This is a genomic window from Microbacterium sp. AISO3, from assembly GCF_002204305.1.
GTDB classification, from domain to species: Bacteria; Actinomycetota; Actinomycetes; order Actinomycetales; family Microbacteriaceae; genus Microbacterium; species Microbacterium arborescens.
In genome coordinates, this window is record NZ_NHRF01000005.1 from 162,234 (window position 1) to 182,585 (window position 20,352).

Annotated in this window: 24 protein-coding genes; 15 read left to right on the top strand and 9 right to left on the bottom strand. The window is 70.5% G+C overall.

Features of this window, described 5'->3' with window-relative positions; translation table 11 throughout:
- Nucleotides 1-6 precede the first annotated feature (6 nt).
- Nucleotides 7-189 carry a hypothetical protein gene (locus CBF90_RS09520; protein WP_023952247.1) on the top strand — a complete coding sequence of 61 codons (183 nt, stop codon included), beginning with the start codon at nt 7-9 and terminating at the stop codon, nt 187-189.
- On the opposite strand, the gene CBF90_RS09525 is transcribed toward CBF90_RS09520, so the two are convergent.
- On the bottom strand, nt 177-743 hold the full coding sequence (locus CBF90_RS09525) for a nucleoside phosphorylase (protein ID WP_242435646.1): 567 nt from the start codon (nt 741-743) through the stop codon (nt 177-179). The genes CBF90_RS09520 and CBF90_RS09525 overlap by 13 nt on opposite strands.
- A complete protein-coding gene (locus CBF90_RS18895) occupies nt 740-871 on the bottom strand; it encodes a hypothetical protein (RefSeq protein ID WP_023952243.1) in 132 nt (43 codons plus the stop codon). The genes CBF90_RS09525 and CBF90_RS18895 overlap by 4 nt, the downstream gene beginning before the upstream one ends.
- Nucleotides 872-1,014: 143 nt before the next feature.
- Between CBF90_RS18895 and CBF90_RS09530 the strand changes: the two genes are divergently transcribed.
- Nucleotides 1,015-1,596 (top strand): hypothetical protein, encoded by a 582-nt coding sequence (locus CBF90_RS09530; protein WP_023952241.1) that lies wholly within the window; start codon nt 1,015-1,017, stop codon nt 1,594-1,596.
- Between the two features lie 25 nt (nt 1,597-1,621).
- On the opposite strand, the gene CBF90_RS09535 is transcribed toward CBF90_RS09530, so the two are convergent.
- Complete coding sequence (locus CBF90_RS09535; RefSeq protein WP_088380459.1) at nt 1,622-3,691, bottom strand: NAD(+) synthase; 2,070 nt, start codon at nt 3,689-3,691, stop codon at nt 1,622-1,624.
- Nucleotides 3,692-3,761: 70 nt separating this feature from the next.
- On the opposite strand from CBF90_RS09535, the gene CBF90_RS09540 reads away from it, so the two are divergent.
- Nucleotides 3,762-7,280, top strand: coding sequence for a bifunctional RecB family nuclease/DEAD/DEAH box helicase (locus tag CBF90_RS09540; RefSeq protein WP_088380511.1), 3,519 nt, complete (start codon nt 3,762-3,764; stop codon nt 7,278-7,280).
- Nucleotides 7,281-7,297: 17 nt separating this feature from the next.
- Here the strand turns inward: CBF90_RS09540 and upp are convergent, their stop codons facing one another.
- On the bottom strand, nt 7,298-7,933 hold the full coding sequence (gene upp / locus CBF90_RS09545) for a uracil phosphoribosyltransferase (protein ID WP_023952235.1): 636 nt from the start codon (nt 7,931-7,933) through the stop codon (nt 7,298-7,300).
- Nucleotides 7,934-8,020: 87 nt separating this feature from the next.
- On the opposite strand from upp, the gene CBF90_RS09550 reads away from it, so the two are divergent.
- A complete protein-coding gene (locus CBF90_RS09550; protein WP_036305091.1) occupies nt 8,021-8,452 on the top strand; it encodes a nucleoside deaminase in 432 nt (143 codons plus the stop codon).
- Between the two features lie 33 nt (nt 8,453-8,485).
- Here CBF90_RS09550 and CBF90_RS09555 read toward each other — a convergent pair whose 3' ends face one another.
- A complete protein-coding gene (locus CBF90_RS09555; protein ID WP_023952233.1) occupies nt 8,486-9,604 on the bottom strand; it encodes an alpha/beta fold hydrolase in 1,119 nt (372 codons plus the stop codon).
- Between the two features lie 114 nt (nt 9,605-9,718).
- On the opposite strand from CBF90_RS09555, the gene proC reads away from it, so the two are divergent.
- Nucleotides 9,719-10,561 (top strand): pyrroline-5-carboxylate reductase, encoded by an 843-nt coding sequence (proC, locus tag CBF90_RS09560; RefSeq protein WP_064956101.1) that lies wholly within the window; start codon nt 9,719-9,721, stop codon nt 10,559-10,561.
- 103 nt (nt 10,562-10,664) lie between these two features.
- Here proC and CBF90_RS09565 read toward each other — a convergent pair whose 3' ends face one another.
- Together CBF90_RS09565 and CBF90_RS09570 are read right to left on the bottom strand one after the other, a co-directional pair.
- The gene (locus CBF90_RS09565; protein ID WP_023952231.1) at nt 10,665-11,336 is read right to left on the bottom strand and encodes a TrkA family potassium uptake protein; all 672 of its coding nucleotides are present in this window, start codon (nt 11,334-11,336) and stop codon (nt 10,665-10,667) included.
- Nucleotides 11,329-12,771, bottom strand: a complete 1,443-nt coding sequence (locus CBF90_RS09570) for a TrkH family potassium uptake protein (protein ID WP_023952230.1) — start codon at nt 12,769-12,771, stop codon at nt 11,329-11,331. Before CBF90_RS09570 ends, CBF90_RS09565 begins: the two co-directional genes overlap by 8 nt.
- Nucleotides 12,772-12,871: 100 nt before the next feature.
- Between CBF90_RS09570 and CBF90_RS09575 the strand changes: the two genes are divergently transcribed.
- The 6 genes from CBF90_RS09575 (at nt 12,872) to CBF90_RS09600 (ending at nt 14,754) form a co-directional block, all read left to right on the top strand.
- Entirely contained in the window at nt 12,872-13,279 is a 408-nt protein-coding gene (locus CBF90_RS09575) for a helix-turn-helix transcriptional regulator (RefSeq protein WP_023952229.1), read from the top strand.
- A 99-nt stretch (nt 13,280-13,378) separates the two neighbouring features.
- Nucleotides 13,379-13,570 carry a helix-turn-helix domain-containing protein gene (locus tag CBF90_RS09580; protein ID WP_023952227.1) on the top strand — a complete coding sequence of 64 codons (192 nt, stop codon included), beginning with the start codon at nt 13,379-13,381 and terminating at the stop codon, nt 13,568-13,570.
- A gap of 83 nt (nt 13,571-13,653) precedes the next feature.
- Nucleotides 13,654-13,752 (top strand): AURKAIP1/COX24 domain-containing protein, encoded by a 99-nt coding sequence (locus tag CBF90_RS09585; RefSeq protein ID WP_003792170.1) that lies wholly within the window; start codon nt 13,654-13,656, stop codon nt 13,750-13,752.
- Between the two features lie 114 nt (nt 13,753-13,866).
- Complete coding sequence (locus tag CBF90_RS09590; RefSeq protein ID WP_023952225.1) at nt 13,867-14,160, top strand: rhodanese-like domain-containing protein; 294 nt, start codon at nt 13,867-13,869, stop codon at nt 14,158-14,160.
- Nucleotides 14,161-14,176: 16 nt separating this feature from the next.
- A complete protein-coding gene (locus tag CBF90_RS09595) occupies nt 14,177-14,455 on the top strand; it encodes a glutaredoxin family protein (RefSeq protein WP_023952223.1) in 279 nt (92 codons plus the stop codon).
- On the top strand, nt 14,452-14,754 hold the full coding sequence (locus CBF90_RS09600; protein ID WP_023952221.1) for a Dabb family protein: 303 nt from the start codon (nt 14,452-14,454) through the stop codon (nt 14,752-14,754). The genes CBF90_RS09595 and CBF90_RS09600 overlap by 4 nt, the downstream gene beginning before the upstream one ends.
- Nucleotides 14,755-14,787: 33 nt before the next feature.
- Here the strand turns inward: CBF90_RS09600 and CBF90_RS09605 are convergent, their stop codons facing one another.
- Together CBF90_RS09605 and aspS are read right to left on the bottom strand one after the other, a co-directional pair.
- On the bottom strand, nt 14,788-15,981 hold the full coding sequence (locus tag CBF90_RS09605; protein ID WP_023952219.1) for a mechanosensitive ion channel family protein: 1,194 nt from the start codon (nt 15,979-15,981) through the stop codon (nt 14,788-14,790).
- Between the two features lie 89 nt (nt 15,982-16,070).
- Nucleotides 16,071-17,411, bottom strand: coding sequence for an aspartate--tRNA(Asn) ligase (gene aspS / locus CBF90_RS09610; RefSeq protein ID WP_088380460.1), 1,341 nt, complete (start codon nt 17,409-17,411; stop codon nt 16,071-16,073).
- Between the two features lie 99 nt (nt 17,412-17,510).
- Between aspS and CBF90_RS09615 the strand changes: the two genes are divergently transcribed.
- From CBF90_RS09615 to CBF90_RS09630, 4 genes are read left to right on the top strand one after another with little or no spacing between them, the layout of a single operon-like run.
- A complete protein-coding gene (locus tag CBF90_RS09615; protein ID WP_023952214.1) occupies nt 17,511-18,233 on the top strand; it encodes a DedA family protein in 723 nt (240 codons plus the stop codon).
- A 25-nt stretch (nt 18,234-18,258) separates the two neighbouring features.
- Nucleotides 18,259-18,900, top strand: a complete 642-nt coding sequence (locus CBF90_RS09620) for a histidine phosphatase family protein (RefSeq protein ID WP_023952212.1) — start codon at nt 18,259-18,261, stop codon at nt 18,898-18,900.
- A complete protein-coding gene (locus CBF90_RS09625) occupies nt 18,900-19,514 on the top strand; it encodes a TlpA disulfide reductase family protein (protein WP_023952210.1) in 615 nt (204 codons plus the stop codon). The genes CBF90_RS09620 and CBF90_RS09625 overlap by 1 nt, the downstream gene beginning before the upstream one ends.
- Complete coding sequence (locus CBF90_RS09630; protein WP_088380461.1) at nt 19,511-20,350, top strand: cytochrome c biogenesis CcdA family protein; 840 nt, start codon at nt 19,511-19,513, stop codon at nt 20,348-20,350. The genes CBF90_RS09625 and CBF90_RS09630 overlap by 4 nt, the downstream gene beginning before the upstream one ends.
- Nucleotides 20,351-20,352: the final 2 nt, after the last annotated feature.

Below are 20,352 nucleotides of genomic sequence, written 5' to 3' on the forward strand. Positions count from 1 at the left end.
GGCGCCGTGAGGACTTTCTGGACCGTCGTCGGAGTGATCGCCGCGATCTTCGTGGCGTGGGTGATCGTCGACATCGTGCTGCGCCTGGCCGTGTTCGCGGTCAAGCTCGGGCTCGTCGCGGTCGTCGCCCTCGTCGTGTTCCTGCTGCTGCGTCGGCTGTTCGCGCGCAGCAGTGATCAGACGCCGTAGTCGGCCCGGATCCGCTCGTACAGGGCGCGACTGCACGCCGCGACGGCGTCGTCCCACCCGGTTGTCGCGCCGTCCTGGGCGTCGTCCGACACCGCTTTGAGCACCCGGATGGGGATGCCGAAGCGCTGGGCGACCCAGATGTAGACGTAGGTCTCCATGTCGACCAGTTGCGCGCCCAGCGACTGGATCAGGGCGACCGCCTCGGCGTCGTCGACGAAGACGTCGCCCGTCGCGATGCGCACCCCGGCACCGCCGGTTTCGACGCGCTCGGGCATCGACAGATGCCGGCCGCGAACCCCCGCCAGGTCGAACACGTCGTGCTGGACGGCGTCGCCGACCTCGTAGATGCCGGGGCCGAGAGCGCCGGCCACCGCTCCCGCGGTCCCGACGACCACGATCTCGTCGTACGTGGTGCGGTCGAGCGCGCGGGTCAGCTCATGTGCGGCGAGCAGCTTGCCGGGGCCCGTGAGCAGGATGTCGAACCCCGGGATGTCGTCGGGGAAGCCGATCAGCTCATCGCGGTGCGCGACGACCAAGAGCCGTCGCACGGTCACGCACCGCCCCGGGCGAGGATGCCGAGGATGCCGGAGATCAGCAGGTAGGCGCCGATGCCGCCCACCACGACCCAGATCGCGATGCGGGCGGAGGATGGCCGCTTGTCGTCGCCGTTGTCGAGGCTCATCCCGCCAGCCTAAGCGAGGTCGCGTCGGCGGATCGCGCGGGCGGCCCGGGAACCGGATTGACCCGGTCGCCCGCCCTGGTGCGAGCACGTGCGGTCGCTAGACTCGACCTGAGGTCAGACCATCCAGAGGCGGGAGCGACGGAATGAAGACGGTACTTCTCGATACGCCCGCGGGGATCACCGCACGGCTCGGGTGGGATCCCGCCATCACGGTGCACCACCGGCGGCGGATGATCGCGCGTGAGCTCGTCGCTCAGGCTCTCGGCTGCGACGAGAAGGATGTCCGCATCGAACGTGAGGCTCCTCGCGGCTTCGGCTATCACACGCGCCTCATCGCATCGCGCGACGGCGTCGAGGTGCCGCTGGCGATCACGACGGCGAGCTTCCGTGCGGCGACGGTCGTCGCGGTCAGCGATCCGGGGCTGCCGGTCGGCATCGACATCCGCGACGCGCATCCCGAACCCGCCGACCTCGCCCGGATGCGCAAGCACTCCCGGCTCTTCGCCGGGGCCGACACCCTCGACCTCGTCGACCACTGGGTTCACGTGCAGGCGGTGCTCGAGGCCGACGGCCGCGGTGTCCGCGTCGCGCCGGAGCAGGTCCGGCTCGACCCGGGCCGGCACCGCGGCTGGATCCCCGACCGCAACATGAAGTACACCCTCGTCGACATCTCGCGCGACGGGTGGCTCATCACCCTCGCCTACGGCACTCTGCCGACCGCCTGACCGGGCCGTCCGGGTCGCCGACGCGTCAGTCGACGAGGTCGGGCAGCGCCCGCCGGAGCTCCGCGAGCCACGCCTCGGGGTTGCCGTCCGACGGTGCACGCCAATCGCCCCGGGGCGACAGCGACCCCGCCGCGGCCACCTTGGGGCCGTTGGGGATCGCGCTGCGCTTGAACTGCGCGAAGCCGAAGAACCGCTTGATGAACACCTGCAGCCAATGCGTGATCTCGGCGAGGTCGTACGTGTAGCGGCTGTCGCGCGGGAAGCCGACCGGCCAGTCGCCGGCATCGGCATCCGACCAGGCGTGCTGGGCGAGGAAGGCGATCTTCGACGGGCGGAACCCGTAGCGCAGGACATGGTGCAGCGCGAAGTCGTGGAGGGCGTAGGGGCCGATCGTCGACTCCGTGGACTGCACCTTGCCGTCTTCGCCCGCGGGCACGAGCTCGGGGCTGATCTCGGTGTCGAGAACCGACTGCAGTACCGCCACGGCCTCGTCGGTCAGGTCGGTTCCCGTCCCCTCCCGGTGCGCGATCACCCAGCGGATGAGGTGCTGCATGAGCGTCTTGGGCACACCGACGTTCACGGCGTAGTGGCTCATGTGGTCGCCGACGCCGTAGGTGGCCCAGCCGAGCGCGAGCTCGGAGAGGTCGGAGGTGCCGATGACGATGCCGTTCAGGCGGTTGGCGAGCCGGAACAGGAAGTCGGTCCGCACACCGGCCTGGACGTTCTCGAACGTCACGTCGTACACGGGCTCGCCGGAGGCGTAGGGGTGTCCGATACCGCGCAGGAGCTCGTTCGCGGCGGGGCGGATGTCGATCGTCTCGATCGTCGCGCCGATCGCCTCGGCGAGCGCGACGGCATTGGACTTCGTGTGGTCGCTCGTCGCGAAGCCGGGCATCGTGTAGGCGAGGATGTCGCTGCGCGGCCGGCCCATGCGGTCCATCGCGCGGGCGACGACGAGCAGGGCATGAGTGGAGTCGAGCCCGCCGGACACGCCGATCACGGGGCGGGGCCCGCCGATGGCCCGCATCCGCTGCTCGAGGCCGGAGACCTGGATGTTGAACGCCTCGTAGCAGTCCTGGTCGAGGCGCGCCGGGTCGTCCGGCACGAACGGGAAGCGGTCGAGCGTGCGCCGCAGCCCGATGTCCTCGGCGGGCGGGTGCAGGAACGTCTCGACGGTGAGGAAGTCGGTCGCCGTCGTGCGGCGATTGTCGTCGAACGTGCCCTGGCGGTACCGGTCCTGGCGCACCCGGTCGAGGTCGACGTCGGCCACGCTGCGGCGCGGCCCGTCGGGGAAGCGCTCGGTCTCGGCGAGGAGCGAGCCGCCCTCGTAGATCATGGTCTGGCCGTCCCACGAGACGTCGTTGGTCGATTCGCCGAGACCTGCCGCCGCGTAGGCGTAGACGGCGAGGCATCGCAGCGACTGCGACTGCACGAGCGTGCGGCGGTCGTCGGCCCGGCCGATCGTGATGGGGGAGCCCGACAGGTTGACGAGCACCGTCGCCCCTGCGAGAGCCGCGCGCGACGAGGGCGGCACCGGAACCCACATGTCCTCGCACACCTCGGCGTGCAGGACGAGGCCGGGGACGTCGCGGACGTCGAAGAGGAGGTTCGTTCCGAACACGGTCTCGTGCGAGCCGATGCGGATGCCCTCGCCGTCCCACTCCTCGCCGGCGGCGTACCAGCGGCGCTCGTAGAACTCGCGGTAGGTGGGCAGGTGGGCCTTGGGGGCGACACCGAGGATCTCGCCGCGATGGATGACGACGGCGCAGTTGTACAGGCGGCTGCGGTGGCGGAGCGGGGCACCGACCACCAGCACCGGCATGAGATCGACGGATGCCGCGACGATGCGCTCGATCGCCGCGTCGACGGCATCCAGGACCGCGTCCTGCAGGACGAGGTCGTCGATCGCGTAGCCGGTGAGGCACAGCTCGGGGAACACCGCGACCGCGACGGAGTCGGCGTCGCACGCGTGCGCCTCGGCGATGACGGCTTCGGCGTTGGCGGCGGGATCGGCGATGGACACCGGAATGGTGCAGGCGGCGATCCGCGCGAAGCCGTGGGCGTACGCGCTGGCGAAGGGGAGCGACTCGTTCACCCTCCTCAGTCTGGCACCGGCGTCGGCGGTGTCGCACCCCGCGGTTAGGGTCATTGAACGGAAGGGGATCATGCGATACATCGAGGACGAAGGCCGGATCGTCTGGAGCGCGAGCGACCTCAAGGCTGCGGCCGAGTGCGAGTTCGCGTGGCTGCGCGCGATCGACGCCAAGCTCGGACGCGTCGCCGCCGTCGACGAGCCCGACGACCCGACCCTCGAACGGGCCGGCCGTCTGGGCGACCGGCACGAAGAACGTCAGCTCGCGGCGTACCGCGCCGAGTTCGGCGATCGTGTCACCGAGATCCCCGAGACGCGGTCATCGGATGCCGCGGGCCTGGCGCGGGCGGTCGCGCTCACGCGCGAGGCTCTCGCATCGGATGCGCGGGTGATCTACCAGGCCGCGTTCGCCGATACCGACTTCGTCGGGTTCGCCGACTTCCTGCTGCGCGACGAGGACGACCGGTGGGTCGTGCAGGACACCAAGCTCGCCCGTCATGCCCGGGTCACCGCGCTGATGCAGCTCGAAGCGTATGCCGTCCAGCTCGATCGCGAGGGTGCGCGCGTGGCCGATCACGTCGAGCTGCTGCTCGGCGACGGCACGGTGTCGCGGCATGCCCGGGCCGACATCGCGCCCGTGTTCGCCCTGCGCCGCGAGCGTCTGCGCTCCCTCATCGCCGATCGTGATGTCGCCGCAGGTGCGGCGGGGGAGGCCATCGCGTGGGGCGACGACCGCGGAGATCTGCGGATCGCGGCCTGCGGACGCTGCGCGACGTGCGACCTCGAGGTCGTCGCTGCGCGCGACCTGCTGCTCGTCGCCGGGATGCGGCCGATCCAGCGCGAGCGGCTGCGGGCCTCCGGCGTCATCACGATCGACGAGCTCGCGGCAGCGCGCGAGGCGCCGGGCCGGATGTCGTGGGACACGTTCACGGGGCTCCGCACCCAGGCGCGGCTGCAGCTCGAGAGTCCCGCGGGCGGCGTCACGGCCACGCTCCAGGGTGATACCGAGGACGGCCCGAGCGCTGCGCCCCTGCCGACCTATGAGGTCGTCTTCCCGCGGGCACTCGGCGCGCTTCCCCGGCCAGACCTCGGCGACCTGTTCTTCGATTTCGAGGGAGACCCGCTCTACACCGAGGGCGCGGGTCGCCACTGGGGCATCGACTACCTGTTCGGGTGGGTCGACCTGCGCGAGCAGTACTCCGCGCTGTGGGCCCACACGTTCGACGAGGAGAAGGCGGCGTTCCAGACCTTCCTCGAGTTCGTCGCCGTGCAGCGGGCCGCCCACCCCGCGATGCACATCTATCACTACGCGCCATACGAGCCGACGCATCTCCTCGCGATGGCCGCGCGCTACGGCGTCGGCGAAGCGGAGGTCGACCGACTGCTGCGCGACGGTGTCTTCGTCGACCTGTACCCGATCGTCCGCCGGGCGCTTCGGGTGGGCTCGCGCTCGTACTCGATCAAGAAGCTCGAGCCGCTCTACATGGGCGCCGAGGTCCGCACGAGCGACGTCCAGAAGGGCGACGACTCGATCGTCCGGTACGTCGAGGCGCGTGCGCTCGCCGAGGCGGGTGACGCCGACGGCGCCGCCGCGATCCTCGCCGACCTCGCCGACTACAACCGGTACGACTGCGTGTCGACGCGGCGGCTGCGCGACTGGCTCGTCGACCGGGCGCGCGAAGCGCAGCTCCGCCCGTCGGCCGACGTCGAGCCCGAAGAGCGCGCTTACGAGCCGTCGCCGCGGGCGACGGCGCTCTCACGGCTCGCGGATGCCGCTGCCACCGACGACCCCGCCGGTGCGGAGGCTCCGGCAGTCGTTGCGCTCCGGCTCGGGGCAGCGGCGATCGACTACTACCCGCGCGAGGCGAAGTCGTTCTGGGCCACGCACTTCCTCCGTCTGCGCGAACCGCTCTCGATGTGGGAAGACACCCGTGACGTCGTCGCCGTCGCGTCGGAGCGCAGCCGGGTGCTCGAGGACTGGCATCGCCCCGAGGGTGCCCGGACCGACCGGCGCATCCTCGAGCTTCGCGGCGAGGTCGCGCCGGGCACGCGGCTGAGCGTCGATTCGTCGCCCTTCGCGATCTACGAGTCGCCCGCGCCGTTCCCGACCGAACCGCGGCCGCGCTTCATCCACGCCGACCGGCGCGTTCGGGTCGTCGAGGTGCTCGATGACGGCGCGATCGTCGAGGAGCTCGCCGCGGGGGCCTACATGTGGTCCGAGCTGCCGATCGCGCTGACCCCCGCGGCGCCGCCGCCCGCGGGCAGCCAGCAGGCGGCGATCGACGCGTGGGCAGACGGGGTGATCCATACCGCGCCCGAGCTTCCCGCCGATCCCGCAACCGACCTGCTGCTGCGCCGCCCGCCGCGAACGTTCTCCGGCGGTTTACCGGGCGACGGGTCCGACCCCGTCGCGGACATCTCGCGCGCCATCCTCGACCTCGACCGCAGCTATCTCGCCGTCCAGGGCCCTCCCGGAACGGGCAAGACCTATGTGGGGTCGCACGTCGTGGCGCGTCTGGTCAGCGAGCGCGGATTCCGCGTCGGTGTCGTCGCGCAGTCGCACGCCGTCGTCGAGAACATGCTCGATCGCATCGCGGCGGCGGGCGTGCCCCGCGAGAAGATCGCCAAGGCGGTGAAGGGCGAGCCGAGCGGTGACGAGGCCTTCACCGTCATCCCGAAGAACGGCGTCGCCGAATTCACCGCGACACGTCCCGACGGCTACGTCATCGGCGGCACCGCGTGGGATCTCACTCACGCGGGCCGCATCCCGCGCGGCAGCCTCGACCTGCTCGTGATCGACGAGGCGGGCCAGTTCTCGCTCGCCTCGACGATCGCGGTGTCCGTCGCGGCATCACGGCTCCTCCTGCTGGGCGACCCGCAGCAGCTGCCGCAGGTCAGCCAGGGCGCACACCCCGAGCCGGTCGACACATCCGCTCTCGGCTGGATCATGGACGGCGCTCACGTCATTCCCGCCGACCGCGGGTTCTTCCTGGCCGAGACCCGGCGCATGCGGCCGGAGGTCGCCGAGCCGGTCTCGGTGCTGGCCTATGACGAACGTCTCGCCGCGCACGTCTCGACCGCGGACCGGGTGCTCGAGGGCGTAGCCCCGGGCGTCGTGCCCGTACCGGTCGCGCATCGGCGCAATGCGACCGCCTCGCCCGAGGAGGCGGAGGTCGTCGTGCGCCTGGTCGCTGATCTCCTCGACCGCACGTGGCTGCCCGATCCGGCGGCCGCGCCGCGTCCGCTCGACCAGCGCGACATCATCGTGGTCACCCCCTACAACGCCCAGCAGGTGCTCGTAGAAGAAGCGCTCGCCGCAGCGGGCTACACCGAGGTGCCGGTGGGAACGGTCGACCGCTTCCAGGGCCAGGAGGCCGCCGTGGCGATCGTGTCGCTCGCGGCATCCTCGGGACGCGATGCACCGCGAGGGCTGGAGTTCCTGCTGCTGCAGAATCGCCTCAACGTCGCCGTCTCACGGGCGCAGCACACGGCGTACATCGTCTACGGCACCGGCATCCTCGACGATCTGCCGCGCACGCCCGAGGGGGTCGCGCGGATGAGCGCGTTCGCTCGCCTCGTCGGTGCGGTCTAAAGCGCGCGGCTCGCGGCTCAGTCGACGGTGCCGTAGAGGCGGTCGCCCGCGTCGCCGAGCCCGGGCACGATGTAGCCGCGCTCGTCGAGACGCTCGTCGAGCGAGCCCAGGACGAGGGTCACGTCGCGGTCGCCGACCTGCTTCTCGATGGCGGCGAGCCCCTCGGGAGCGCCGAGGATGCAGATCGCGGTGACGTCCTGCGCACCGCGCTTGAAGATGAAGTCGATCGCGGCGCCGAGCGACCCGCCCGTGGCGAGCATCGGGTCGAGCACGAAGCACTGGCGGTCGCTGAGGTCGTCGGGCAGGCGCTCGGCGTACGTGGTGGGCTCGAACGTCACCTCGTTGCGCGCCATTCCGAGGAAGCCCACCTCGGCGGTGGGGAGGAGCTTGGTCATGCCCTCGAGCATGCCCAGCCCGGCGCGCAGGATCGGCACGACGAGGGGACGCGGCTTGGCGATCGCAAGGCCCGTCGTCCGGGTGACCGGGGTCTCGATCTCGACCTGCTCGGTGCGGACGTTCCGGGTGGCCTCGTACGCGAGCAGGGTGACGAGCTCTTCGGTGAGCTGGCGGAACACCGGCGAGGTGGTGTTCTTGTCGCGCAGGACCGAGAGCTTGTGGGTGATGAGGGGGTGGTCGGCGACGTGAACACGCATGTGATGATCCTACGCGGACGGTCCGCATCTCCTCGGCTCTACGCTGGTGCCGTGACCCTGACGGCATCCGCTGACGACATCCGCAGCATGACGCTGGCCCTCCAGCTCGCGGAAGCGGCTGCCGCAGCCGGCGACATCCCCGTGGGTGCGGTCGTGACCGATGCCGCGGGCGCGGTGATCGGCGAGGGGCGCAACCTCCGCGAGGCGACCGGCGACCCGACGGCTCACGCCGAGGTGGTCGCGCTGCGCGCCGCGGCGGCCGCGACCGGGTCGTGGAACCTGGCCGGCTGCACCCTCACCGTGACGCTCGAGCCCTGCGTCATGTGTGCGGGCGCGATGCTGCAGGCGCACGTCTCGCGACTCGTCTTCGGCGCGTGGGACGACAAAGCCGGAGCCGCCGGTTCGCAGTACGACCTCGTGCGCGACCGCCGGCTTCCCGTGCGCGCGGAGGTCGTCGCCGGGGTGCGGTCCGCGGACTCGTCGGCGCTGCTGCGCACGTTCTTCGCGCAGCAGCGGTGAGGTCGGCTGCGACTGCGACGGCGCCAGGGCCGGTCAGTCCCAGGAGCTGAGGATGATCGCCTCGGTCGGGGGAGCCGGTGAGATGGGCGTGCCGAGGTAGCCCATCGTCGACAGGATCGCGGTGCGGACCTTGCCCGGGCGTTCGAGGTGCACGGCGTGCCCGACGCCTTCGATGACGACCTCGGTCACCTGACCGCCCGCCTCGCGGTACCGCTCGAAGACGGCGCGCGTCTGCGCGACCATCTGCTGAGCCGGCGCGGCTTCCACACCCGGCCAACCCGGGATCGCGCCGATCTCACCGAGGTGACCGCTGTCGGCGAACGAGCCGTCCGCGACGATGACGTCCGCACCGCCGCGCACCCACAGGATCGGAGGCGCGTCGTAGCCCGCCGCGAGGTCGACGATCGCCGAGACGTCGAAGTGCCCCGGTGCGAGGGCGTTCTGCGTGCCGAGCCCACCTGCGGCGAAGCCCGGCCAGTTCTGGCTCGGGACGCTGTCGCCGGGGTAGTTCCCCTCGGCCGTCGACGTCGTGAGCATCGCCTCGACCCACGTGTCTTCGTTGTCGGACTCGTAGTCGGGCGAGACGAACGACGTGCGGAAGAACGAACGGGCGGTGCCCTCGTCGTCGCCGGCGTCGCGAGCGGTGAGACGGTCGACGAGTGTCGGGCTGATCGTGCCTGCACCGCACCCGGCGTCGTCGTCGGTCAGGCGCGTGCCGTCGAGCCGCGTGCCGCCGAAGCCGTAGGGCGAGACGGGTGAGAGCAGGCTGAGCGAGAGCACCCGGTGATCGAGGGCGTACTGCATCGCGACCGCGGCTCCCAGGCCCCAGCCCACGAGGTGCACGGCGTCGAGGCCCAGAGCCTCGAGCGTCGCCCGCACATCGTCGGAGAAGTCGCGGACGCCGCGCGTCGCGTCGACCGGGAGCCGTTCGGTGTCACCGAAGCCGCGGAGGTCGATGGCGATCGGGCGAACGTCGCTCGGCAGGTCTTCGATGATCTCCTGCCAGAACAGGCTCGACCCGGGAGCCGTGTGAAGCAGCACGAGCGTGCGGTCGGCCGGGGTCTCGGGGTCGTCTGCGGCGCGTTCGAGGATGTTCACCGCCAGGCGCGACGTCTCGATGGTGCGTGGCGTGATGCCGTCGAAGAGGGGCATGGCGGGATCCTTCGCTCTGCTCTGCGCGGCGAGCGCCTCCGCGCCCGCGGACGCTTCGACTCTACCTCGCGCCCGTTCCCTCCGCTGGGAAACGGCCGGACTTAAGATGGCCGCATGCCCGACGTCGTCGCCCTGCCCCCGATCGCCATCCTCGGAGCCGGTTCGATGGGGGGTGCGGTGCTCTCGGGCCTGGTGGCCTCCGGCGCCGCCGCCGGAGGAGTGACCGTCACCAACCGCACCGCCGAGAAGGCTGCCGCCCTCGCCGACCTGCCGGGAGTGACGAGCGTCGCGCTCGCAGACACACCCACGGGCAACACCGATGCCGCGGCCGCGGCCGATGTGGTCCTGATCGGCGTCAAGCCCGCGATGGTGCCCGACCTGCTGCGCGAGATCGCGCCGGTGCTGCGCCCGGGGGCGGTGGTGGTGAGCCTCGCCGCGGGCGTCACGATCGACACGTTCGCCGGCATCCTGGGGTCGGACGTCGCGGTCATCCGATCGATGCCCAACACCCCCGCCGTCGTCGGGAAGGCCGTCACGGGACTGGCCGCCGGCCCCGCGGCATCCGATGCGCACCGGGCGACCGTGCGCGCGCTCTTCGAGACGTGCGGCGTCGTCGTCGAGGTGCCGGAGGAGCAGATCGACGCCCTGTCGACGATCTCGGGCTCGGGCCCCGCCTACGTCTTCCTGCTGATCGAGGAACTCACGCGGGCTGCGGTGGGCAAGGGCTTCGCCGAGGCGGAGGCGCGGGTGATGGCCGAGCAAACGTTCATCGGTGCGGCCGCCCTGCTCGACGCCTCGGGGGAGGACCCGGCCGAGCTGCGGCGGCGCGTCACGAGCCCGAAGGGCACCACCGAGCGGGCGATCGCCGTGCTGCAGGAGGCCCGCCTCGACGACGTCTTCGCTCGCGCGACCGACGCCGCGCTCGCACGCGCCCGCGAGCTCGCCGCCGGGGCCTGACCCCGACCCCCGGCCCCCCGGAGCACCATCCGAGGTCCCACTTGGGCCGGGTATGCGTCCCGCATAACCGGCCGAATGGGGACCTCGACGCGGGGGTGCCGGGTCAGCGGTCGAGCGAGGCGAAGCGCTCGATGTCGGAGTTCGTGCCCGAGACGATGATGAGGTCGTGATTGGTGACGACCGTGTTCGCCTCGGCGTAGCGGAACGGCTTGCCGGGGCTCTTCACGCCGACGACCGTGACGCGGTACTTCGTCCGCACGCCGGACTCGTTGAGGCCGACGCCGCGGATGAACTTCGGCGGGTACATCTTCGCCAGCACGAAGTCGTCGTCGAAGCGGATGAAGTCGAGCATGCGCCCGCTCACGAGGTGCGCGACGCGCTCGCCGGCCTCGCGCTCGGGATACACGACGTGGTTGGCGCCGACGCGGGCGAGGATCTTGCCGTGCGACTGCGACACGGCCTTCGCCCAGATCTGCGGCACCTTCAGATCGACGAGGTTCGCGGTGATGAGCACGGACGCCTCGATCGACGAGCCGACCGCCACGACGGCGACCTGGAAGTCCTGCGCCCCGATCTGCTTGAGCGCGTCGAGGTTGCGGGCGTCGGTCTGCACGGCGTGCGTGACGCGCTCCGACCACTTCTGGACGAGCTCGAGGTTGTCGTCGATCGCGAGCACCTCGCGGTCGAGGCGGTCGAGCTCGCCCGCGCAGGCGGCGCCGAAACGGCCCAGCCCGATGACCAGGACGGGAGCGTCGCTTCGGATCTGCTCAACCAACGATCGGCCTTTCGACGGGCAGGGCGTACAACTGCGAACGGGATGCCGCGGCCACCGCTGCAGCGAGAGTCACTGTACCAACGCGTCCCATGAACATGACGAGGGCCATGACGTACACCGCCGGGTCGGGCAGTTCGGCCGTCAAGCCTGTCGACAGCCCGACGGTCGCGAAGCCGGAGATCACGTCGAACAGCACTTCGTCGACGGGAGCTTTCGTGATCTGGGCGATCGTGACGGTGCCGATCGCGACGATCGTGGCGCTCCACGCGACGACCGAGAGGGCGACGCGCTGGACGTCGCTGGGGATGCGGCGGCGGAACACCTGCACCGACGGGCGTCCCTTCGCCTCGGACCACACGGCGAGGGCGAGCACGGCGAGGGTCGTGACCTTGATGCCGCCGGCGGTCGAGGCCGAGCCGCCGCCGACGAACATGAGCATCGATCCGACGATGAGCGACGAGCCGTGCATCTCGCCGATGTCGATGATGGAGAAGCCCCCCGACCGGGTCATCGCCGAGATGAAGAAGGCCTGGAACGTGGTGTCCCACGCCTCCATCGACCCGAAGGTCGCCGGGTTGTCGTACTCGAGGAGCAGGAAGACTCCGGCGCCCGTGAAGAACAGGATGATCGTCGTGATGATTGTGAGCTTGGCGTGCAGTGACCACGCGCGCACGTGCCACTGGTGGCGCCAGAGCGTGAAGATCACGGGGAAGCCGATGGAGCCCAGGAACACCCCGGCCATGAGCACCGTGAGCATGACGTAGTCCTGCGCGAACGGCTGCAGACCCTCCGCGTTCGGCGAGAAGCCGGTGTTGGTGAAGGCCATCGCCGCGTAGTACGGCGCCTCCCACAGCGCGGTGAGCGGGTCGACGCCGCCGAAAAGCAGCGAGGGGTACAGCAGGATCGCCAGGCCCGCCTCGATGACGAGCGTCGACAGCGCGACGGTGCGCAGCAGCAAGCCGACCTCGCCGAGGCGGACGGCCTGACCTTCGTTGACGGGACCGCCGTGTGCGCGCATCGGATTGCTGTCGCCGGCGGCGATGAGCTTCGCGCGCAGGCCGAGGCGCTTGGAGATCACGAGTCCCAGGATCGACGCGAGGGTCAGCACGCCGAGCGCGCCGACGTTGACGCCGATGTAGATGAGGACGTGGCCGAACGGCGACCAGTGCGTGGCCATGTCGACGGTCGCGAGCCCCGCGACGCAGATCGTCGACACCGCGGTGAACAGCGCGTCGGCGAACGGCGTGGCCCGGCCCGATGCGGATGCCGCCGGCAGGGAGAACAGCGTCGTGAAGACGAGGATCAGCGTCGAGAAGATCAGAACCGCGAACCGTGACGGGGAGGCGGTCGCGAGATCACGACCGGCATCCCACGCGCTGCGCCCGAAGCCGCGGAGACGGCTGAGGATGACCGCGCCGACGGACCTGTCCGCCATGCGTGTTCCTCCCCACGATCGCAGCTGTTGCTCCCGGCGCCGCGGTAGGTCGGTGCCGATGTCATGGTACTCGGGCGTGCGCGCCGACTAACCTGATGGCATGGCGGACATCTTCGACGTGATCGCCGACGGTACCCGTCGGGACATCCTGAGGCTCTTGCTCGATCGGGACTCCGATCCGCGCTCGTCCGGGACGAGCGTCTCGCAGATCGTGAGCGAGCTCGGCGTGAGCCAGCCGACGATCTCGAAGCACCTGAAGGTGCTGCGCGGGGCCGAGCTCGTCACCGTGCGGGAGGAGGGGCAGCACCGCTACTACAGCCTGTCTCCCGAGCCGCTCGATGTCGTCGACGACTGGCTCGTCCCCTTCCTCTCGTCCGAGGCCTACGACGCCGAGCCCGTCGCCGCGCTGCCCGAGCAGGCGGTCGCTGCGGCCGAGCTGGTCGGCCGGGCTGCGGCATCCGCGAAGCACGCCGTCACGAGCGTGTTCGGCAAGCGGTCCGGACGCTGAGCCCAGAGCCCTCGCTTCGGCGGAGCAACAGGCGTCACTCCGGTTTACACGCGTCGCGCCCGACCCCTAGAGTGTTCGCATCCGGGGAAAGGGATGACGATGGCCGAGCTGCCCGATGTGCGCTTCCTCACTGTCGCGGAGGTGGCCGAGATCATGCGGGTGTCGAAGATGACGGTGTATCGCCTCGTGCATTCCGGCGAGCTGCCCGCCGTGCGCTTCGGCCGCAGCTATCGCGTCCCCGAGTCGGCGGTGCGCGACGTCGTGCAACGGCCGATCGCCGACGTCGGCTAGACTGATCCGAGGCATTTTTCGCGAGGTGCCTGTTCCCGGACGCAGACGAGATGCGTCCAGACCCTGACATAGTGAGGTTTTCCGTGGGTTCTGTCATCAAGAAGCGCCGCAAGCGCATGGCGAAGAAGAAGCACCGCAAGCTGCTTCGCAAGACTCGCCACCAGCGCCGCAACAAGAAGTAAGTCGCGGCGACGTCACTGAGCGCCCCGTTCGGCTCCGGCCGAGGGGCGCTTCGTGCTTTCCGGATGCGGCCGCCCCGCCGCGCCGCGGCCTAGGCTGAACGTGGAGGAACGAGCATGAAATCCATCACCATCGACGAGCTCCGCGCGGGCCGCGACATCCCCCTCATCGACGTGCGCGAGGATCACGAGTTCGCCGCGGGACGTGTTCCCGGCGCGATCAGCATCCCGATGTCGCAGCTCGGCGACCGCATCGGCGAGCTGCCCGACGGCGCCTTCGACGTCATCTGCCAGGCCGGCGGACGATCGGCGCAGGTCGTCGCCGCCCTCGAGGCGCGCGGCTACGATGCGACGAACGTCACCGGAGGCACCGGCGAATGGGCGTCGCGCGGTTTCGAGCTCGAGCGCTGAGAGCGCCGCGCCACCGATGTCCACGCTGACGCTCATCTCCAAGCCCGGCTGCCACCTCTGCGACGTCGCCCGCGAGATCGTCGACACGGTCGTGGCCGACCTGCCCGGCGACGCTGAGGTCGAGGTCGTCGAGAGGTCGATCTTCGACGACCCGGCGCTCTTCGAGCAGTGGTGGGAGAAGATCCCCGTCGTGTTGATCGACGACCGCCTCCACGCGCACTGGCGTGTTTCCGCCGACCGGCTGCGCGCCGCGCTGACCGACGAAACCCCGACCCCGACCGAGGAGTCCGCATGACCATCCGCCACGTCGTCGCCTGGAAGCTCGCCGCCGAAGACGCCGAGACCCGAGCCGAGCATGCCGCCGAGGTGGCACGCCGCATCCGGGGGCTCGTCGGTGTCGTCCCCTCGATCCGCTCCCTGAGCATCGGCCCGAACAGCGCTTACGCCGATGTGAACGGCGACGTCGCCCTCGTCGCCGACTTCGACGATGTCGCCGGTCTCGAGGAGTACCAGGTGCACCCGGCTCACCAGGAGGTCGCGGCGTTCGTCCGCGGCGTCGTCGCGAGCCGCATCTCGGTCGACTTCGAGGTCTGAGCCGAGCCTCGGCCGCGCGCGGCGGCGCACGCGTCAGTCGCGCCGATCGCGCTCGGCGAGGTCGTCCGTCACGACCACCGGGATCGCATTGGTGAACGTGCTCGCCCGGCGCTCGGCCTCGGCGCTGCCGGTGAACAGCCCGTCGTTGGTCGGTGTGGGGTCGTGCGTGATGTGGTGGTCGCTGCCGTGGCCCGGGGTCGCGGCATCCGACATCACGATCCGCTGCACCGGAACGGCCTGCGGCATCGTGCGCTGCACCCACGTGACCATCGCCTCGCGCACGAGGCAGCGCAGGTCGAAGAGGGTCGGGGCGTCCTTCGCGGTGACGAGGATGCGCACCCGCACGTAACCGGCGACGGCATCGGTCACCTGCAGCACCGAGGTCCGGCGATCCCAGAGGTCGGTCTTCTCGAGCACGTCGTGCAGGTGGGTGCGCATCGCGGCGGGAGAGACGTTCCAGTCGAGGTCCATCTCGACGGCGCCCAGCAGCTCTGAGCCGCGCCGGGTCCAGTTCTCGAACGGCGTTGTCGTGAAGTAGGTGCACGGCAGGACGAGACGACGGTCGTCCCAGAGGTCGAGGACGACGTAGCTGAGGGTGATCTCGCCGACGCGGCCCCACTCGCCGTCGGCCACCACGACGTCGTCGACCCGCAGAGCGTCGCTGAAGACGATCTGAAGGCCCGCGAAGACGTTCGCGAGCACGGACTGCGCGGCAAGGCCCGCGACCACCGACGCGATACCGGCTGAGGCCAGGACGCTCGCCCCGACCGCGCGCACGGAGTCGAACGTGAGCAGCACCGCCCCGATGCCGATCACGATGATGATCGCGACGGCGAGGCGGCGCACGATCAGCATCTGCGTACGGATGCGGCGGGCGACGCGATTGTCGGGCACGTCGATGCGGTAGCGGCCGAGCGCGACGTCGGTGACGACGAGCACGAGGGATGCGAGCAGCCAGGCGCTCGCGGCGATGATGGCGATCGTCAGGATCTGACCGAGCACCGACCGCCACAGCTCATCGGGGAACGCGGTCTGCACCGCCGCCCACAGCACGATGGCGACGAGCAGCGAACGGAACGGCGTGCGCGAGCGGCGGCCGAGCACCTCGGGCCAGCGCTGCCGTCGTGCGGCGATGCGCAGCGCGACGTGAGCGACCACCGCGATCACCGCCGCGACCGCGAGTCCCACCAGCACGGCGATGCCGAACTCCATCCAGCCGTCCCACATACGTCTTGCTCCCCTCGTCAGCGGAGAAGCCACGATACGGGCGTCGGCCGGCGGCGCCTGAAGGCTTGCCGGGTGTGCGGGGTGGTGTGTTACGGGGCCAGACGCGTGGGGCCGCGGAAGAGGTAGGTGACCTCGCGGATGGACGACTCGCCGAGCAGCAGCATCAGCACGCGCGCGAGGCCCATCCCGAATCCGCCGTGCGGCGGGGCGCCGTACCGGAAGAAGTCGAGGTAGAAGTCGAGGTGCTCGGGATCGAGCCCCTTCTCCTTGGCCTGCTCGATCAGGACGTCGACGCGGTGCTCGCGCTGCGCGCCGGTGGTGATCTCGACGCCGTTGAAGAGCAGGTCGTACGACTTCGTCAGCCCGGTCTCCTCGTCGCGCATGTGGTAGAAGGCGCGGATCTCGGGGTGATAGTCGGTGATGAAGACGAACTGGTGTCCGTACGTCTCGAGCACGTGCGCCGAGATCTGGCGCTCGCCCTCGGGGTCGAGGTCGCCGTCGGTGCGCGGGATGTCGTATCCGCGTGCCGCGACGATCTCGCGGGCCTCGGCGAGGGGGATCCGCGGGAACGGGGTCTGGGGAACCTGGACCTCGACGCCGAACAGCTCGGCGATCTCGTCGCCGTGCTTGTCCTTGACGGCCTGGAACGCGAACTGCAGGAGCTCCTCCTGCATCGCTGCGACGTCCTCGTGCGAGTCGATCCAGCTGATCTCGGCGTCGATCGAGGTGAACTCGGTCGCGTGCCGCGAGGTGAAGGACGGGTCGGCGCGGAAGACGTCGCCGATCTCGAAGATCTTCCCGAAGCCCGCGGACTGCGCCATCTGCTTGAAGAACTGCGGGCTCTGAGCGAGATACGCGGTCTTGTCCTCGAAGTAGGGCACCTCGAACAGCTCGGCGGCCGACTCGGATGCCGAGGCCATGAGCTTGGGGGAGTGGATCTCGATGTAGTCGCGCTCGATCCAGTACGTGCGCATGGCGTGCTCGAGCGTCGTCTGCACGCGGAAGATCAGGTTGTTGCGGCGCTGGCGCAGGTCGAGGAATCGCCAGTCCATGCGCTTGTCGAGACCGGAGTCGGCGGCGATGGGCGTCTCGGGGAGGGCCGCGGCCGCGATGTCGAGGGCGCCGATCTTGATCTCGACGCCGCCGAGCTTGACGCGCTCGTCGTGCTTGAGCTCGCCCGTGACCGTGAGGAAGGTGCCGGTCGAGAGGTTCGAGATCAGGTCGGTGAGGGCGAGGGCCGCGGCATCCTGCTCGCTGCCGTCCTCCGCCGGTCGGGTGGCGGGGTTGACCAGCTGCACGGCACCGGTCTCATCGCGGAGGATGACGAACTGCACCTTCTTCTGATCGCGGACGGTCTCGACCCATCCGGACACCGAAACGGGGCCGTCGGGGCGGGCCTGCAGCTGCTGGACGAGAACGCGTTCACTCACGAGGGGAGAGTCTACGCGTCCAGCAATCTCCGACGTCGCGGCCCTAGGCTGTCCGCGGGGCCCGGCCGGGCATCCGATCACCGAGCGCGAAGGCACCCGATGACCGTCATGACCCGCACCGCCTCCGCGCACGCGTCGGCTGCCACCGCCGATGAGGGCGGGTCGTGGCTGACCACGCTCGCCGACTGGACCGTGTCGCTGATGGACACGATCGGGCCGGCCGGCGCTGCGATCGCCGTCGGGATGGACAACCTCTTCCCGCCGATCCCCAGCGAGGTCGTGCTCCCGATGGCCGGGCTGGCGGCGTCGCGGGGGTCGTTCACGCTCGCGGAGGCGATCCTGTGGACCACCTTCGGATCGGTCGCCGGCGCCTTCATCCTGTATCTCCTCGGCCGCTGGCTGGGCGCGGATCGCCTGCGCCGGATCGCCGATCGGATGCCGCTGGTGACCGGCGACGACGTGGTCCGGTCGGTCCACTGGTTCGAGAAGCACGGATCGATCGCGGTGTTCTTCGGCCGGATGGTGCCGCTGTTCCGGAGCCTCATCTCGATTCCGGCCGGCGTCGCGCGGATGCACTGGTGGAAGTTCGGCCTGCTCACGACGGCGGGCAGTCTCATCTGGAACTCCATCTTCGTGATGGCGGGCTTCCTCCTCGGCGAGAACTGGCACATCGTCGAGCAGTACGCCGAGATCTTCCAGACGATCGTGATCATCGTCGTCGCGGTGCTCGTCGTCTGGTTCATCGTCTCCCGTGTGCGCGAGCTGCGGCGAGGCCGCTCCTCGGGGCCGGGCACGGCACCCGAGCGCTCAGGGTCCGCATAGGAGCCGCCGCCGTAGACTGGAGACCGTGCCCGCAGCCCGTCTCCATCTCGTGCGCCACGGTGAGGTCCACAACCCCCGGCGCGTGCTCTACGGACGGCTGCCGCACTTCGGACTGAGCGAGGACGGCCGGCGCATGGCGCGCTCCGCTGCCGAGTACGTGTCGTCGCTCGGCCGGCCCGTCACCGCCTTGATGTCGTCGCCACTGCAGCGCACACGCGAGTCGTCGGAGCCGTTCACCGAGCTCTTCGGTCTCGACCCCGTCATCGACGAGCGGGTCATCGAGCCGCACAACGTCTTCGAGGGCCGTCGCATGCGCAACGCCCTCGTCAACCCCTGGAACTGGTGGCACCTGCGCACCCCCGCCACGCCGAGCTGGGGAGAGCCCTACCTCGAGATCGTCGCGCGCATGGATGCCGCGATGCGCGATCTGTGGGACGCGACGGATTCGGGCGACGTCGTGATCGTCTCGCACCAGCTGCCGATCTGGATCACCCACCTCGCGATCGCGGGGGAGCCGCTGCGCCATGACCCCCGTCGGCGCCGGTGCGCCCTCTCGAGCGTCACGAGCTTCGAGCTCGACGACGGGGGAGAGCGCGCCGCGTGGCGCGAGGTCGCGTATGCCGAGCCCGCCTCCACCGCGGGTGCCGTCGATGTAGGAGCCGTCTGATGAAGCGCCGCCTCGTGGCCGCCGTCCTCGCCCTCGGGCTCGCGGCAGGGCTCGCCGCCTGCTCGAGCCCCAACGACGACCTCGCGGGGCAGTACCGCGACGGCGACAACAAGGGGTTCATCTCGGGCGACGGCACGACCACGGAGATCCCCGAGGCCGAGCGCGGCGCCCCGATCGAGTTCACCGGAACGGCCGTCGACGGCTCGACGATCTCGAGCGCCGACTACGCCGGCAAGCCGCTCGTCCTCAACTTCTGGTACGCCCAGTGCGGGCCGTGCCGAGCCGAGGCGCCGCTGCTGGAAGAGGTCTACACCGACACGCAGGAGGTCGGCGCGGAGTTCCTCGGCGTCAACATCTACGACGGACCCGAGCAGGCGTCGGCCTTCGAGCAGAACTACGGCATCAGCTACCCGTCTCTCCTCATGCAGGGCGACGGTGAGCTGAAGCTCGCGCTCGCGGCATCCGCATCGGTCCAGGCGGCGCCCACGACGCTCGTGCTCGACACCGAGGGGCGGGTCGCCGCCCGTATCGTCGGACAGCTGCGGGATGCCGGCATCCTGCGCACCCTCGTCGAGGACGCCGCGAAGGCGGGCGCCGGCGCGGGATCGTCGTGAACCCGGGCGAGATCGTCTTCGGCGGAGCCCTGTGGCTCGCGGTGCCGATCGCCGTGCTCGCGGGCCTGGTGTCGTTCCTCTCGCCGTGCGTGCTGCCCCTCGTTCCCGGCTACCTCGGCTTCCTCGGCAGCGCGGTCACCCCGCGCGAGCCCGCGGGGCGGGGCGCCGGCCGCGACGAAACTCGGAGAATCGCGCGAAGCTCGGAGGATGCCGAGGGATCGGTCCGCGTCTCGACGAATTCTCCGACGTCCGCGCCGGGCCGCGGACGGCTGCTGCTCGGCGTCGGACTGTTCATCGCGGGATTCACCGTGGTCTTCCTCGCCATGGGCGTCTTCGCGGGCACGGTCGGCCGCGTCTTCTTCGAGTACCAGGAGGTCATCACGCGCGTCCTCGGCGCCGTCGTGATCGTGCTCGGGCTCGTGTTCGTCGGCATGTTCGGCTTCGCGCAGCGCATCTACCGGCCGCAGCTGCGGCAGAACCTCGGCATCGCCGGGGCGCCCCTGCTCGGTATCGCGATGGGCATCGGCTGGGCGCCCTGCATCGGTCCGACCCTCGCCGCGATCCTCTCGATCGCCCTCAGCCAGGCCGACCCCACCCGCGCGGGGGTTCTCGCCGTCGCGTACTCGCTCGGACTCGGCATCCCCTTCGTCCTGCTGGCGCTGGGCGCGAGCTGGGCCACCCGCTCGGTGGCCTTCGTGCGCCGGCACATCCGCGTCGTGAACATCGCCGGGGGAGCGCTGCTGGTCGTCCTCGGCCTGCTGATGGTCACCGGCGTCTGGACCACGATCATGTCCGTCTTCCAAGGAGTGGTGGCCGGTGTCCCGACCTTCCTCTGACC

Excerpts from the sequence above, each read along its gene's own strand:
- CBF90_RS18895 (WP_023952243.1), bottom strand. The coding sequence starts at position 871 with ATGAGCCTCGACAACGGCGACGACAAGCGGCCATCCTCCGCCCGCATC.
- CBF90_RS09530 (WP_023952241.1), top strand. The coding sequence starts at position 1,015 with ATGAAGACGGTACTTCTCGATACGCCCGCGGGGATCACCGCACGGCTC.
- CBF90_RS09540 (WP_088380511.1), top strand. The coding sequence starts at position 3,762 with ATGCGATACATCGAGGACGAAGGCCGGATCGTCTGGAGCGCGAGCGAC.
- upp (WP_023952235.1), bottom strand. The coding sequence starts at position 7,933 with ATGCGTGTTCACGTCGCCGACCACCCCCTCATCACCCACAAGCTCTCG.
- CBF90_RS09550 (WP_036305091.1), top strand. The coding sequence starts at position 8,021 with ATGACGCTGGCCCTCCAGCTCGCGGAAGCGGCTGCCGCAGCCGGCGAC.
- CBF90_RS09555 (WP_023952233.1), bottom strand. The coding sequence starts at position 9,604 with ATGCCCCTCTTCGACGGCATCACGCCACGCACCATCGAGACGTCGCGC.
- proC (WP_064956101.1), top strand. The coding sequence starts at position 9,719 with ATGCCCGACGTCGTCGCCCTGCCCCCGATCGCCATCCTCGGAGCCGGT.
- CBF90_RS09570 (WP_023952230.1), bottom strand. The coding sequence starts at position 12,771 with ATGGCGGACAGGTCCGTCGGCGCGGTCATCCTCAGCCGTCTCCGCGGC.
- CBF90_RS09575 (WP_023952229.1), top strand. The coding sequence starts at position 12,872 with ATGGCGGACATCTTCGACGTGATCGCCGACGGTACCCGTCGGGACATC.
- CBF90_RS09580 (WP_023952227.1), top strand. The coding sequence starts at position 13,379 with ATGGCCGAGCTGCCCGATGTGCGCTTCCTCACTGTCGCGGAGGTGGCC.
- CBF90_RS09590 (WP_023952225.1), top strand. The coding sequence starts at position 13,867 with ATGAAATCCATCACCATCGACGAGCTCCGCGCGGGCCGCGACATCCCC.
- CBF90_RS09595 (WP_023952223.1), top strand. The coding sequence starts at position 14,177 with ATGTCCACGCTGACGCTCATCTCCAAGCCCGGCTGCCACCTCTGCGAC.
- CBF90_RS09600 (WP_023952221.1), top strand. The coding sequence starts at position 14,452 with ATGACCATCCGCCACGTCGTCGCCTGGAAGCTCGCCGCCGAAGACGCC.
- CBF90_RS09605 (WP_023952219.1), bottom strand. The coding sequence starts at position 15,981 with ATGTGGGACGGCTGGATGGAGTTCGGCATCGCCGTGCTGGTGGGACTC.
- CBF90_RS09615 (WP_023952214.1), top strand. The coding sequence starts at position 17,511 with ATGACCGTCATGACCCGCACCGCCTCCGCGCACGCGTCGGCTGCCACC.
- CBF90_RS09625 (WP_023952210.1), top strand. The coding sequence starts at position 18,900 with ATGAAGCGCCGCCTCGTGGCCGCCGTCCTCGCCCTCGGGCTCGCGGCA.